Origin of the sequence: Stutzerimonas chloritidismutans (assembly GCF_038562055.1) — a bacterium.
Taxonomy (GTDB): domain Bacteria; phylum Pseudomonadota; class Gammaproteobacteria; order Pseudomonadales; family Pseudomonadaceae; genus Stutzerimonas; species Stutzerimonas chloritidismutans_A.
This window is the reverse complement of the sequence record NZ_JBCFXD010000006.1, coordinates 147995-160722: the sequence shown is the minus strand read 5'-3', so window position 1 is coordinate 160722 and position 12728 is coordinate 147995. Positions and strand designations below refer to the sequence as shown.

General features: G+C 59.3%; 14 protein-coding genes and 1 pseudogene. 9 read left to right on the top strand and 6 right to left on the bottom strand.

The genetic code is table 11. From position 1 onward, the window contains the following. Positions 1–7: 7 nt before the first annotated feature. On the top strand, positions 8–238 hold the full coding sequence (locus tag AAGW23_RS11570; protein ID WP_342406629.1) for a YheU family protein: 231 nt from the start codon (positions 8–10) through the stop codon (positions 236–238). Positions 239–241: 3 nt separating this feature from the next. Here AAGW23_RS11570 and AAGW23_RS11565 read toward each other — a convergent pair whose 3' ends face one another. The 5 genes from AAGW23_RS11565 to AAGW23_RS11545 form a co-directional block, all read right to left on the bottom strand. Beyond that, entirely contained in the window at positions 242–664 is a 423-nt protein-coding gene (locus AAGW23_RS11565; RefSeq protein WP_342406628.1) for a hypothetical protein, read from the bottom strand. Positions 665–796: 132 nt separating this feature from the next. Then, the gene (locus tag AAGW23_RS11560) at positions 797–1942 is read right to left on the bottom strand and encodes a CynX/NimT family MFS transporter (protein ID WP_342406743.1); all 1146 of its coding nucleotides are present in this window, start codon (positions 1940–1942) and stop codon (positions 797–799) included. A gap of 108 nt (positions 1943–2050) precedes the next feature. Next, positions 2051–2857 carry an SDR family oxidoreductase gene (locus AAGW23_RS11555; RefSeq protein ID WP_342406627.1) on the bottom strand — a complete coding sequence of 269 codons (807 nt, stop codon included), beginning with the start codon at positions 2855–2857 and terminating at the stop codon, positions 2051–2053. Between the two features lie 182 nt (positions 2858–3039). After that, positions 3040–4695 carry a cation acetate symporter gene (locus tag AAGW23_RS11550; RefSeq protein ID WP_342406626.1) on the bottom strand — a complete coding sequence of 552 codons (1656 nt, stop codon included), beginning with the start codon at positions 4693–4695 and terminating at the stop codon, positions 3040–3042. After that, the gene (locus AAGW23_RS11545; RefSeq protein WP_102834588.1) at positions 4695–5009 is read right to left on the bottom strand and encodes a DUF485 domain-containing protein; all 315 of its coding nucleotides are present in this window, start codon (positions 5007–5009) and stop codon (positions 4695–4697) included. Before AAGW23_RS11545 ends, AAGW23_RS11550 begins: the two co-directional genes overlap by 1 nt. A 268-nt stretch (positions 5010–5277) precedes the next feature. Between AAGW23_RS11545 and AAGW23_RS11540 the strand changes: the two are divergent. The 4 genes and pseudogenes from AAGW23_RS11540 to AAGW23_RS11525 all read left to right on the top strand — a co-directional run bounded on the left by AAGW23_RS11540 (position 5278) and on the right by AAGW23_RS11525 (position 8900). Beyond that, a pseudogene (locus tag AAGW23_RS11540) lies at positions 5278–5501 on the top strand (DUF2061 domain-containing protein). A gap of 406 nt (positions 5502–5907) precedes the next feature. Further along, a complete protein-coding gene (locus AAGW23_RS11535) occupies positions 5908–7200 on the top strand; it encodes a serine/threonine protein kinase (RefSeq protein ID WP_342406625.1) in 1293 nt (430 codons plus the stop codon). A gap of 19 nt (positions 7201–7219) precedes the next feature. Continuing rightward, positions 7220–7963 (top strand): MlaA family lipoprotein, encoded by a 744-nt coding sequence (locus tag AAGW23_RS11530; RefSeq protein WP_425540827.1) that lies wholly within the window; start codon positions 7220–7222, stop codon positions 7961–7963. Between the two features lie 91 nt (positions 7964–8054). Further along, positions 8055–8900, top strand: a complete 846-nt coding sequence (locus AAGW23_RS11525) for a pirin family protein (RefSeq protein ID WP_342406624.1) — start codon at positions 8055–8057, stop codon at positions 8898–8900. On the opposite strand, the gene AAGW23_RS11520 is transcribed toward AAGW23_RS11525, so the two are convergent. After that, positions 8890–9840, bottom strand: coding sequence for a lipid A biosynthesis lauroyl acyltransferase (locus AAGW23_RS11520; protein ID WP_342406623.1), 951 nt, complete (start codon positions 9838–9840; stop codon positions 8890–8892). The two genes, AAGW23_RS11525 and AAGW23_RS11520, sit on opposite strands and share 11 nt — an antisense overlap. Before the next feature lie 160 nt (positions 9841–10000). On the opposite strand from AAGW23_RS11520, the gene minC reads away from it, so the two are divergent. The 4 genes from minC to AAGW23_RS11500 all read left to right on the top strand — a co-directional run bounded on the left by minC (position 10001) and on the right by AAGW23_RS11500 (position 12614). Continuing rightward, a complete protein-coding gene (gene minC / locus AAGW23_RS11515; RefSeq protein WP_342406622.1) occupies positions 10001–10732 on the top strand; it encodes a septum site-determining protein MinC in 732 nt (243 codons plus the stop codon). Positions 10733–10824: 92 nt separating this feature from the next. Next, a complete protein-coding gene (gene minD, locus AAGW23_RS11510) occupies positions 10825–11640 on the top strand; it encodes a septum site-determining protein MinD (protein WP_102834594.1) in 816 nt (271 codons plus the stop codon). After that, positions 11637–11894, top strand: a complete 258-nt coding sequence (minE, locus tag AAGW23_RS11505; RefSeq protein ID WP_019341568.1) for a cell division topological specificity factor MinE — start codon at positions 11637–11639, stop codon at positions 11892–11894. Before minD ends, minE begins: the two co-directional genes overlap by 4 nt. An 84-nt stretch (positions 11895–11978) precedes the next feature. Beyond that, on the top strand, positions 11979–12614 hold the full coding sequence (locus AAGW23_RS11500) for an RluA family pseudouridine synthase (RefSeq protein WP_342406621.1): 636 nt from the start codon (positions 11979–11981) through the stop codon (positions 12612–12614). Positions 12615–12728: the final 114 nt, after the last annotated feature.

Genomic DNA, 12728 nt, shown 5'->3' with positions numbered 1-12728 from the left:
GGCACCAATGCTCATTCCTTACGACCAGCTAGAACCTGACACTCTGACCCGCGTCATCGAAGATTTCGTGACCCGCGAGGGCACCGACAATGGCGACGAGACGCCGCTGGAAATCCGTGTCGAGCGGGTACGCCACGCATTGCACAAAGGCACCGCGGTGATCGTCTTCGACGTAGGCCATCAGCAATGCCAGCTGGCGCTCCGGCGCGACGTACCGAAGGAGTGGCTGGAGGACTAGACCTCAGCTGAGCACCCCACCGTCACGTTCCCAGGCGCAGCGCAGGCGCAGATCACGCTGATGAGGGCTGTGCGAGCCGCTTTCGGTTTCCCAGCGGAAGGTATGAATGCCATTGAGTTCGGTCTCCAGATGAACCACGGCGCTGGTCCAGTAGAGTTCGTTCAGCAGTTCTTCGAAATGACGCACCCAGAGCGTCCACTCATATTCGACCGCGCGGTAGCTGGCACCGAAGTGAATGACCTGCGTCTGGTACACCCCTTCATCCATACAGCAAGAGAACATTTCTCTTCCGAGAAAAGGCCAACCCTCGCCTTGCGGCAGGCTGTACAGCGCACGCCGATTGACCGCGCGACGCAACCGGCACTGCTCGACATCGGTCGAAGGCCAGTCACGGATGCTGCCGTAGACGATGGATTCCGGCTCCACAGAAACACTCCAGGCGAAAGCCCGTCATGTTCGACCAAATCCGCTCAGCCTTCCAGCGCCCGTTGCAGACAAGGTCAAGGCACAAGCTGCAGAGGTGACGCAGACCACAACCTCGGGGTGGTCGGGTCTCCTTCAGCGCGTGCTCGCTGCAGCCAGATCGCGCCGAGGCGCCAGCCGCAGGGCCAGCAGCGACATCGCCGCCGACATGGTCGCGAGTACTAAGAAGGGTTCACGATAGTCACCGGCGATATCTCGGCCCAATCCGGTCAGCACAGGGGTGAAACAGGCCAGGCAATACCCGGTGCAAAGCATCATCGCCGTCAGGCGACTGACCGCAAGCGGCGTGCTGGCTTCGTACATTGGCAACACCAGCGACATGGAAAAGGTTCCGTTCAGCGCTATGCCCAGCAACATGCACACCAGCAGCGGATTGACCTGCGGAAGCCAGGCAATAACCAGCAGACAGACCGTTGCCAGCACGCCGCAGCTGGCCATCAGCAAGTGCCGCCGTCCGAAGCGCTGCGCCAGCCAAGGCATGATGAACGCACTGGGTAAACCGATCAGCATGAAGCCACTGAAAAAGGCATTGCTCTGCAGCAGGCTGAAGCCAACCTCGTGGTAACGCGCCACTAACCAGGTAGCCAGCGCGTAGAAGAGACCGGCCTGCAAGGCGAAATAGATGCTTACCAACCAAGCGCGCGGTTCGCGCCACGGCAGACCGGCACGGCTCTCCACGGCCGGCTCCGGCTGGTTTGGTAGACGCCACCAGATCAGCAACGCCAGCACCGCAGGGAGCGCCCACAGCGCCAGGCCCCAGGTCCAGCGCTGGCCCAGCCATTCGGCCGCTGGCGCAGTAAGCACCACGCCGATGGTGCCGCCAACGGCCATGCTCAACGAATAGTAGGCAGCAGTCTTGCCCATCTGCTTGAGAAAATAACGCTTGATGAAGCCCGACAACAGCGGCCCGGCAACCGCGATTCCGGCACCAACCATAGCCGCCGTGCCGATCAACACCGGCGCACTCTTGCCGAACAGACGCAGTAACAGCGCTAGGCCGATCAAGCCAAGGCACAGGCTGATGGTGCGCTCAAGGCCGAAACGTACGGCCAGACGAGGTGCCAACGGCGCCAGCAGCCCCATCAGCAGTACCGGCAATGCGGTGGTGAGGCTGATCACGCTGCGGCTGAGGCTGAGCTCCTCGGCGATGCGTTCGATCAATGGTGCAAAAGAAGTGATACCGGGCCGAAGGTTGATGGCGGCCAACACAAGAGCCAGCATGAGCAGCCAGCGAGACGGGTTTTTCACAATGAATCCAGAGGCAGACTGGGAAGGATTGGCAACCCTACTCCCGCCCCTGGACCAGGGCAAGCAAAACGGACCAGCCGGTCAGGTTTTGCTCTTGCTACGCTTCTTTTCTGCCAACAGCGCCATCTCGTCGTAGATCGCCTGTGGATTCTGTTGCTTGACCTTCCAGGCTATGCGCCCTTCATCGTGCGGCAGGATCATGAACACGCCCTCAGCCACTTGACGGTAGATGTAGTCGGCAATGTCGGCAGCAGAGATAGGCGACGCTTCGAGCAACTTGCTGATCTGCGCTTTCATGTTAGGGGTCGGACCGCGGTAGGAGTCCATCAGGTTGGTCTGGAAGAACGACGGGCAGACTACATGAACCCCAACTTCCTGCTGCTTCAGCTCCACCAGCAGGCTCTCGGACAACGCCACTACCCCGGCCTTGGCCACGTTGTAATTGCTCATGCCCGGCGCCTGCATCAGCGCCGCCATCGACGCGATGTTGATGATCTTGCCCTGGCTCTTCTGCACCAATGGCAGGAAGGCTTTGCAGCCCTTGACCACACCCATGAGGTTGATCGCGATCTGCCAGTCCCAGTCCTCCAGTGACAGCTCGTCGAAGAAGCCACCCGAGGCAACACCGGCGTTGTTGACCACCACATCGATACCGCCAAGCTTGCTCTCGCAAGCCTGTGCCAGCGCCGTCAGCTGGCTGTAGTCGCGCACGTCACAGCGTTGAGTGAAACCGTCGCCGCCTGCATCACGGACCATTTTCAGGGTTTCGGCCAGGCCGGTCTCGTTGACGTCCGACAAGGCCAGCTGCCAACCCTCGCGTGCCCAGCGCAACGCTATTTCGCGACCCAGGCCGGAACCGGCCCCCGTGACCATCATGCGATTTTGCATCGTTTGTAACCTTTTGTTCGTTGGGTTGCCACGAGTCTAGCGAAAGCTGCAGCAGGCTCCGGCCTCTATCGAAATGCTGAATGACAGGCATGCTCCGCTCCCGATTGGCCGCGTTGAGACGGCTGGTCCCATAGCAAAAAAAAGGCAGCCCGAAGGCTGCCTTTCGATCACAAAACCCTAGATCAGTGTGCGACCGCACCAGTCGAACCCAGACCGGTCTGCGAGCGGATGAACTGGGGGAAGAAGCGCGCTCGCTCTTCGGCAGCCGTCTTGGACTTGTCGGTGACCGAGAAGAACCACAGGCCGGCGAAGGAGGCGATCATGGCGAACAGGGCCGGATACTTGTACGGGAAGATGGCCTTTTCGAAGTGCAACACGTCGACCCAGACCGTCGGGCTCAGGATGGTCAGCAGCAACGCCGTACCCAGGCCCATCGCACCACCGATCAATGCACCGCGAGTGGTCAGATTCTTCCAGTACATCGAAAGGAACAGGATCGGGAAGTTGCAGCTGGCGGCAACCGAGAACGCCAGTCCCACCATGAAGGCGATGTTCTGATTCTCGAAAGCGACGCCGAGTAGGATGGCCAGTACGCCCAATGCCAGCGTGGTGCGCTTGGTCACTTTCATCTCGTCCTCTTCCTTGGCCTTGCCCTTCATGATTACGCAGGCATAGAGGTCATGAGCGACCGCTGAAGCACCGGCCAGTGCCAGGCCCGAGACCACAGCAAGGATGGTGGCGAAGGCCACCGCTGAGATGAAGCCCAGGAACAGATTGCCGCCGACCGCCGATGCCAGGTGAATGGCCACCATATTGGTACCGCCAACGATGGCGCCCGTGGCATCTTTGAAGCTCGGGTTGGTGCTGACCAGCAGAATCGCGCCGAAACCGATGATGAAGGTCAGGATATAGAAGTAGCCAATGAAGCCAGTCGCGTAGAACACGCTCTTACGCGCTTCCTTGGCATCGGCAACGGTGAAGAAGCGCATCAGGATGTGCGGCAGGCCGGCAGTACCAAACATCAATGCGAGGCCCAGCGAGATAGCCGAGATCGGATCGGAAACCAGGCCGCCCGGGCTCATGATCGCCTGATGGCTCGGGTGCAGTGCTACAGCCTCGGAGAACAGACGGCTGAAATCGAAGCCGACGTTATACATGACCATGACAGCCATAAAGGTTGCGCCGGACAGCAGGAGCACAGCCTTGATGATCTGCACCCAGGTGGTTGCCAGCATGCCGCCAAACATCACGTACATGACCATCAGCACACCGACCATGACCACTGCAACCAGATAGTCGAGGCCGAACAGCAGTTGAATCAGCTTGCCCGCACCGACCATTTGCGCGATCAGATAGAAGGCCACCACGATCAGCGAACCGCAGGCAGATAGGATACGGATCTGCGTCTGTCCAAGGCGGTAGGAGGCTACGTCGGAGAAGGTGAATTTGCCCAGGTTGCGCAGGCGCTCTGCCATCAGGAAGAGGATGATCGGCCAGCCCACCAAAAAGCCGATCGAATAGATCAGGCCGTCGTAGCCGCTGGTGAAAACCAGCGCGGAAATGCCGAGAAATGACGCTGCTGACATGAAGTCGCCAGCAATTGCCAATCCGTTCTGGAACCCAGTGATACTGCCACCGGCCGTGTAGTAATCAGAGGTGGAGGTATTGCGTTTGGCCGCCCATTTGGTGATACCCATCGTGAACACGATGAACACGATGAACATGGAAATGGCGGTCCAGTTGGTGGCCTGTTTCTGCACATCGCCGGTCAGGGCGTCAGCAAACAGCGCCGGAGCAACTGCCATCAGAGCAGCTGCGGTCAGCAGACGAGCAAGCATTATTTCTGAGCCTCGTTGAGAATGTCCTGGGTGATGCGATCGAACTCCCCGTTAGCGCGTTGCACGTAGACTCCGGTCAGCACGAACGACAGGAAGATCAGGCCCAGACCCGCCGGGATGCCCCAAGTGGTGACAGAGCCTGCACTTAAAGGGGTTCCCAACACCGCAGGGTCAAAGGCGATAACCAGAATGAAAGCGAAGTAAGCGGTGAGCATGATGGTCGCCAGCATCCAGGCGAAACGACCACGCTTGGCAACCAGGTCCTGGAATCGTGGGTCAGCATTAATTTGCTGAATTACGGTCTCGTTGTTCATTGGGGTCTCCACACGGTCTCTGCCCACACATGAAGGCAGGGCGGCTACTTTAGGGCCGGCCCGTGTTAACGCCACTCGACCATGGTCTTGTTTTTATTTCATGAAAGGCCCGTGCCAGACGCTTTGGCGCCGGTGAGGACTACGCAAACGTAAGCTTATAGGACTGGCCTATGTAAGCCATCGAACACAGCGATTTCCTACGCTTCGCGGGCACGAGCACACTTCGCAACAAGAGAGAATAATTCTCGATAGCCGCGGGGAATCGACCATGACCAAGACAGTTACCTTCACCCTGATGCACTTCTGCATCGCGTTCTCGGTCACCTACGCCTGACCGGCAGCGCAGCAGCCGGTGGCCTGGTTGCCGCTATCGAACCGCTGTGCAACTCGGTAGGATTCTACTTTCATGAGAAGGTCTGGCAGCGTCTGGAAAAGCGTCAGGCTTCTGAGAAGCACATTCCAGCTCACGCCTGGCTGCATCACCAGGCTTAAGCAACTGAATCGTATTCGCTTGAACCCAGCTGCGCCGTTACGACATGTAGTGGCCGCCCCTGCGAAGACTCTCCACTAGCCGTTGCGCCTATCGCACCGTGACCAAATGGTCACGTTCGTGTTCACGACTTCATGACCGGCTTTTTGCTATCAATGGGCGAAAGCCACGCAACCTGCCGGCTTAATTGTGGTCAATGCTCAGCGAAACGACATAGCGCAGGCGATTCCAGGCATCATCTGAGCACGAAAATACACGGGCGCTGCGACCGGACCAACCCGCTGTTGAGACGCCACCGATGTCCGAATCGTCGAGATCACGCCTGACAGATACCGGCCCTGCTGCCGATACCCGCAAATTGAATATCCAATAGCCAAACCCCACCGTAGTCACCGGAGATCACCTCATATGCGATTGCTGCTGTGCCTGAGCGCACTGCTTGCACTGGTCGTTACGCCTGCCCACGCGGCAGACATCAGCATCGAGCAGTATGGCTATCCTCTGAGCAACCCGTTCGAGGCGACGATAGCTACGACACCGGCGCCCTTTCGTGCCGACCTGCCTGAGGACGACGACATCGATCAGGCCGACTACAGCCTGAGGTTGCGCCCCGAACGGGAATTCACTCTGCCCGATAATTTCTGGGCGGTGAAACGGCTGACCTACCGGCTGGCAAAACAACCCGGTCCAGCGCCGCTGATGTTCATCATCTCAGGCACAGGTGCCAGCTACTCTGCCGGCAAGACCGAGTCGCTCAAGCGGCTGTTCTACGGAGCTGGCTATCATGTGGTGCAACTGTCCTCCCCCACCAGTTTCGACTTCATCGCCGCTGCCTCGCGCTACGCCACACCAGGCTACAGTCCAGGCGATGCCAAGGACCTCTACCGCGTGATGCAGGCCGTTCGCGCACAGCAACATGAACTGCCCGTCACTGAGTTCAACCTGGTCGGCTATAGCCTCGGGGCGCTTAATGCTGCATTCGTCAGCAAACTAGATGAGACGCGACAGAGTTTTAACTTCAAGCGCGTGCTGATGATCAATCCGCCGGTGAACCTCTACACCTCAATCAGCAACCTCGACAAGCTGGTACAGACGCAGGTCGATGCCATCGACAGCACCACCACCTTCTACGAAGTCATCTTGGAAAAGCTCACGCGCTACTACCGGCAGCAAGGCACGATCAACCTGGATGAGGCGATGCTGTTCGATTTCCAGCAGTCCGCGCTGCGGCTGACGGATGAACAGATGGCCATGTTGATCGGCTCGGTATTCCGCTTCTCGGCGGCCGATATCGCGTTCACCTCTGATCTGATCAACCGCCGCGGTCTGATCGTGCCACCAAAATACCCAATCGATGAAGGCACCAGCCTCGAGCCGTTCTTTCGCCGAGCGCTGCTCTGTGACTTCGATTGCTATATCACCGAGCAGCTGATCCCCATGTGGCGGGCTCAGCAGGACGGCGGCAGCATGGCGCAGCTTGTACAACAGGTCAGCCTGTACGCGCTTGAGGATTACATGCGCAACAGCCCGAAGATCGGTGTGATGCATAACGCTGACGACATCATTCTCGGTGCTGGGGATCTGGGGTTTCTTCGCCGCACCTTCGGCGAGCGCATGACGCTTTACCCTCGCGGTGGCCACTGCGGCAATCTCACTTACCGGGTCAATGCTCACGATATGTTGGAGTTTTTCCGTGGCTAAACGCTCTCTGCTTGCCGTCATGTTGCTGATCAGTAGCGTTGCCCATGCCCAGACGGGAACTGTCGATGAGGATGGATTCACCCATCCGTTGCGTGACCTGGAGTTCAACCCCGGCCTCGACCAGCGCGAATTCGAGCGCGCCACCTTCGACGCGCTGAACATCTATGACCCCTGGGAATCGCTGAACCGGCGCATGTATTACTTCAACTACCGCCTGGATCAGTTCGTGATGCTGCCTGCCGTTCGCGGCTACCGTTACGTCACGCCCAAGATCGTGCGGACCGGCGTCAGCAACTTCTTCGATAACCTCGGGGAAATCCCGACGCTCTTTAACAGCATCGCCCAGCTCAAGGGCGAACGCGCCATGACCACGACGGCGCGCCTGCTGTTCAACACGATCCTTGGCGTGGGAGGCATCTGGGACCCCGCGACACGCATGGGCCTGCCACGCTACAACGAGGATTTTGGCCAGACCCTGGGCTTCTATGGCGTACCCCACGGCCCGTACCTGATCCTCCCCGCACTCGGCCCGTCCAACCTGCGGGATACCGCTGGCCAGGCAGTGGATTTTGGTGTCGAACGGCAGGTTGACTACTTCAGCTATGCCGAAGCCAGCGGCGGTGAATTCGGCTTAACGGCGCTTCGCTTGATCGACATCCGCTACACGACTCCCCTGCGTTACGGACAGCTCAACTCGCCGTTCGAATACGAGAAGGTCCGCTACGTCTATACGCGCGCGCGGAAGCTGCAGATAGAAGAATGATCGATCTGACCGATAGGAAGGGTTCAAATTTCGCATGAACGGATCGAGTGCCTGACCGTAGTCTTAGCCCATCTGTTCTTGGAGCGAAGCTATGACCACGCGCGAAATCCTTTCCATCAGCACCGGCCGTGCCACCTCCGATGGTGCAGGCGTCAGCCTGACACGGTTGTTTGGCGGCGTCGCGCCGGAGCGATTCGATCCCTTTCTGATGCTTGACGAGTTCGGCTCGGATAACCCGGACGAATACATCGCCGGTTTTCCGGCGCACCCCCACCGCGGCTTCGAGACCATCACTTATATGCTCGAAGGCCGCATGCGTCACGAAGACCACCTCGGCAATGTCGGTCTGTTGGAGAGTGGAGGCGTGCAATGGATGACCGCCGCTCGCGGCGTCATCCATAGCGAGATGCCTCAGCAGGAACACGGGCTGATGCGCGGGTTCCAGCTATGGCTCAACCTGCCGGCGAAGAACAAGCTGGACGATCCGAGCTACCGTGATTTCTCCCCTGCCGAAATCCCTCGGATAACGCTGCCTAATGGTATCGAAGCGGTCGTGGTCGCCGGCCAGCTCTGCGCCGAAGGCATCACCCAAGCTGGTGCCGTGCGGCGTCCTAATACAGAACCACAGTTCTTCGATCTTCGCCTTCCCGCCGGCACAGGGTTAAGCCCACAGCTGTCCGACGGGCTGCGAGTGATCCTGTATGTGTTCGAGGGCGAATTGCTGGTAGGCGGGCAACGCCTCGGAAAAAACCAGCTCGCCCGACTTTCCGATCAGGGCGAGCTGGCACTTTCAACCAGCAGCGGCGCCTGCGTTCTGCTCCTTGCAGGCCGCCCGATCGGCGAGCCGATTGTGCAGTACGGCCCGTTTGTAATGAACAGCCGCGAAGAGATCGAGCAGGCGCTGCGGGACTTCCGCGACGGCGTCTTTACAGACTGACGGGTTTCTTCGGGCGCTTGCGGTAAAGACTGGGATCCCCACCCGGTCGGGTCTTGAAACGCCGGTGTGCCCACAGATACTGTTCAGGATGCTGCCTGACCGAGTCTTCAATCCACTCGTTGATGCGGCGACAGTCAGCCTCCTCGCTTTCACCGGGAAAATTTTCCAACGGCGGATGCACCACCAGGCTGTAGCCCTTTCCGCGAGGCAGGCGCTCCAGCGTGTAAGGGATCACCTTCGCCCTTCCCAGGCGGGCAAACTTGGTCGTAGCGGTTACGGTTGCGGCCTGGATACCGAACCAGGGTACGAAGATGCTCTGCTTACGGCCGTAATCCTGGTCGGGGGCATACCAGATCGCACGGCCCGCACGCAGGACCTTGAGCATGGCACGCACATCTTCGCGTTCGATCGCTGTCGCGTCCTGATTGTGCCGCTCGCGGCCACGCCGCTGCACATAATCGAACACCGGATTCTTGTGCTCGCGGTACATGCCATCAATGGTGTGCCACTGGCCGAGGAGCGCCCCACCGATTTCCAGCGTGGTGAAATGCAGGGTCATCAGGATCACGCCCTGCCCTTGCGCCTGTGCTTGCTGCAAATGTTCGAGCCCCTGGATCTGCGCGAGCTGCTGCAAACGCGACTTGGGCCACCACCAGCTCATGGCCATTTCGAAGAAGGCAATGCCAGTCGAGGCAAAATTCTCGCGCAGCAACCGCTCACGCTCCTTTTCGCCCAGTTCGGGAAAGCACAGCTGCAAGTTGCGCCGTGCGATCTGCCGTCTAGAGCGCGCAACTCGGTACATTAACGCGCCAAGGCCGCACCCCAGCAGCAGCAATACCCGATAGGGTAGCTGCACCACCAGCCACAGCAGACCGAAGCCAAGCCACAGCAACCAGAAACGGGGGTGGAGAAAAGATGAACGGAAACGAGGACGATCCATTGGCAAGCCCGAACCAATAAAAGCGCGCATTCTAGCGATAAATCGCCCATCAATGCGGTGGTGTCGCGATACACGGCATCCGTCCGACAAGGCTAGCGAGACTTGCAGGCGACAGTTTGCCCCGCTATAAGTCCTCGCCATTTACCGCAGCAGGCAGACCATGAGCCAAGCCGACCTCACCGACCAAGCCCCCGTGTTCCAGCTCAAGGGCAGCATGCTCGCCATCACTGTGCTGGAGCTGGCGCAGAACGACCTGCAGCGCCTGGATCAGCAACTCGCCATCAAGGTCGAACAGGCCCCGGATTTTTTCAACAATACGCCGCTGGTGTTGGCGCTGGACAAACTCCCGGCCGATTGCAATCTCGACCTGCCCGCCCTCATCGCGCTCTGCCGCAAGCACGGCCTGCGCACCCTTGCGTTGCGTGCAGGCGACCCGCAGATTGTCGAAGCCGCCTGCCGCTTGGATCTGCCCGTGCTGCCGCCGTCAAACGCTCGTGAACGCAAGCTCGACATCGCCAGCAAAACCCCGGCCGAGCCCGTCAAACCGGCAGAACCCCTCTACCGACCGACACGGGTAATCACTGCCCCCATCCGCGGCGGCCAACAGGTCTACGCCCAGGGCGGCGATCTGATCGTACTTGCCGCAGTGAGTCCTGGCGCGGAACTTCTCGCCGACGGGAACATCCATGTGTACGGCCCGTTGCGCGGCCGTGCGCTGGCAGGCATCAAGGGCGACGCCAACGCACGTATTTTCTGCCAGCAACTGGCCGCTGAAATGGTCTCGATTGCCGGACATTACAAGGTCGCTGAAGACCTTAGACGCGACCCGCTTTGGGCCGAAGCCGTGCAGATGAAGCTATCCGGTGACGTGTTGAACATCACCCGCCTTTAACGGATACTGCCGCGAATTTTCAAGCACCAAAACGGGCCTACTGTAAGCCGAGTCGGCTACGGTTCCGTACTTCATATTTAGGGTGAATCACCTTGGCCAAGATCCTCGTAGTCACTTCCGGCAAAGGTGGCGTCGGTAAAACCACTTCCAGCGCCGCCATCGGTACCGGCCTCGCCTTGCGCGGCCACAAGACCGTCATCGTCGACTTCGACGTCGGTCTGCGTAACCTGGACCTGATCATGGGCTGCGAGCGTCGCGTGGTGTATGACTTCGTCAATGTCATTCAGGGCGATGCCACCTTGACTCAGGCTCTGATCAAGGACAAGCGACTCGAAAACCTTTACGTCCTGGCCGCCAGCCAGACCCGCGACAAGGATGCCCTGACGCTCGAAGGCGTCGGCAAGGTCATCGACGAGCTGGCCAAAACGTTTGAATACGTCATCTGCGACTCCCCGGCTGGTATCGAGAAAGGCGCCCACCTGGCGATGTACTTCGCCGACGAAGCCATCGTCGTCACCAACCCGGAAGTCTCTTCGGTTCGCGACTCGGATCGCATGCTGGGCCTACTGGCCAGCAAGTCCCGCCGTGCTGAAAACGGCGAAGAACCGATCAAGGAACACCTGTTGTTGACCCGCTACAACCCCGAGCGTGTAGTCAAAGGTGAAATGCTTGGTGTCGAGGACGTCGAGGAAATCCTTTCGATCCGTCTGCTCGGCGTCATTCCCGAATCACAGGCCGTGTTGAAGGCTTCCAACCAGGGTGTGCCGGTGATTCTCGATGACCAAAGCGATGCCGGCCAGGCGTATAGCGACGCCGTGGATCGCCTGCTGGGCAAGGAAGTGAACCATCGTTTCCTCGACGTTAAAAAGCAGGGCTTCCTGCAACGCTTGTTTGGAGGCCGCGAATGAACCTTCTCGACTTCTTTCGTGAACGCAAGAAGAAGGAAACACCCGCCAACATCGCCAAGGAACGCCTGCAGATCATCGTCGCCCACGAGCGTGGCCAACGGACGCAACCGGACTACCTGCCGGCTTTGCAGAAGGAACTGGTCGAGGTGATCCGCAAGTACGTCAACATCGACAGCGATCAGGTTCAGGTCGCCCTGGAGGATCAGGGCAGCTGTTCGATCCTTGAGCTGAACATCACCCTGCCGGATCGTTGATCGACTGGGTAGTCGCAAACACCTTTGTGTAGCGACAGATTCATCGGCGACTTCGGTCGCCGATGTCGTTTGCGGAATTCGAAAATGCCACTGAGCAACATCCAGATCGTTCACCAAGACGCCGCGTTACTGGTCATCAACAAGCCTACTCTGCTGCTGTCGGTGCCCGGCCGCGCCGAAGACAACAAGGATTGTCTCGTTACCCGCCTGCAGGAAAATGGTTATCCAGAGGCGCGGATCGTCCACCGCCTGGACTGGGAAACCTCAGGCCTGATCGTGCTTGCCCGCGACGCGGACGGCCATCGCGAACTGTCGCGACAGTTCCACGACCGCGAGACAGAAAAAGCGTACACCGCCTTATGCTGGGGCGAGCCCGAACAAGACAGTGGAAGCATCGAACTGCCGCTGCGCTACGACCCGCCGACCAAACCGCGACATGTGGTCGACCATGAGCTGGGCAAGCATGCGCTAACGTATTGGCGAGTCCTGGAGCGCTGCGGTGATTACAGCCGGGTCGAGCTCACCCCGATTACCGGCCGCTCCCATCAGTTGCGTGTACACATGCTCTCGATTGGCCATCCTCTATTAGGCGACCGCCTGTATGCGCATGAGCAAGCCCTTGACGCACATGACCGGCTCTGCCTGCATGCCAGCATGCTTGCCCTGACCCATCCTCAAAGTGGCGAGCGTATGCGCTTCGACTGCCCGGCGCCTTTCTAGAATGAAGCGGCTGAAGGCTTCAAGCAAAACACAAGGTGCGGTTTCGGCTGCTTGCAGCATGCAGCCTGTAGCTAGCACCTTGTTCCGCGATAAACTCCGAGCCATTGCCGTCCG

Excerpts from the sequence above, each read along its gene's own strand:
- AAGW23_RS11570 (WP_342406629.1), top strand. The coding sequence starts at position 8 with ATGCTCATTCCTTACGACCAGCTAGAACCTGACACTCTGACCCGCGTC.
- AAGW23_RS11535 (WP_342406625.1), top strand. The coding sequence starts at position 5,908 with ATGCGATTGCTGCTGTGCCTGAGCGCACTGCTTGCACTGGTCGTTACG.
- AAGW23_RS11560 (WP_342406743.1), bottom strand. The coding sequence starts at position 1,942 with ATGCTGGCTCTTGTGTTGGCCGCCATCAACCTTCGGCCCGGTATCACT.
- minE (WP_019341568.1), top strand. The coding sequence starts at position 11,637 with ATGAACCTTCTCGACTTCTTTCGTGAACGCAAGAAGAAGGAAACACCC.
- AAGW23_RS11550 (WP_342406626.1), bottom strand. The coding sequence starts at position 4,695 with ATGCTTGCTCGTCTGCTGACCGCAGCTGCTCTGATGGCAGTTGCTCCG.
- AAGW23_RS11555 (WP_342406627.1), bottom strand. The coding sequence starts at position 2,857 with ATGCAAAATCGCATGATGGTCACGGGGGCCGGTTCCGGCCTGGGTCGC.
- AAGW23_RS11520 (WP_342406623.1), bottom strand. The coding sequence starts at position 9,840 with ATGGATCGTCCTCGTTTCCGTTCATCTTTTCTCCACCCCCGTTTCTGG.
- AAGW23_RS11525 (WP_342406624.1), top strand. The coding sequence starts at position 8,055 with ATGACCACGCGCGAAATCCTTTCCATCAGCACCGGCCGTGCCACCTCC.
- minC (WP_342406622.1), top strand. The coding sequence starts at position 10,001 with ATGAGCCAAGCCGACCTCACCGACCAAGCCCCCGTGTTCCAGCTCAAG.
- AAGW23_RS11545 (WP_102834588.1), bottom strand. The coding sequence starts at position 5,009 with ATGAACAACGAGACCGTAATTCAGCAAATTAATGCTGACCCACGATTC.
- AAGW23_RS11500 (WP_342406621.1), top strand. The coding sequence starts at position 11,979 with ATGCCACTGAGCAACATCCAGATCGTTCACCAAGACGCCGCGTTACTG.
- AAGW23_RS11530 (WP_425540827.1), top strand. The coding sequence starts at position 7,220 with ATGTTGCTGATCAGTAGCGTTGCCCATGCCCAGACGGGAACTGTCGAT.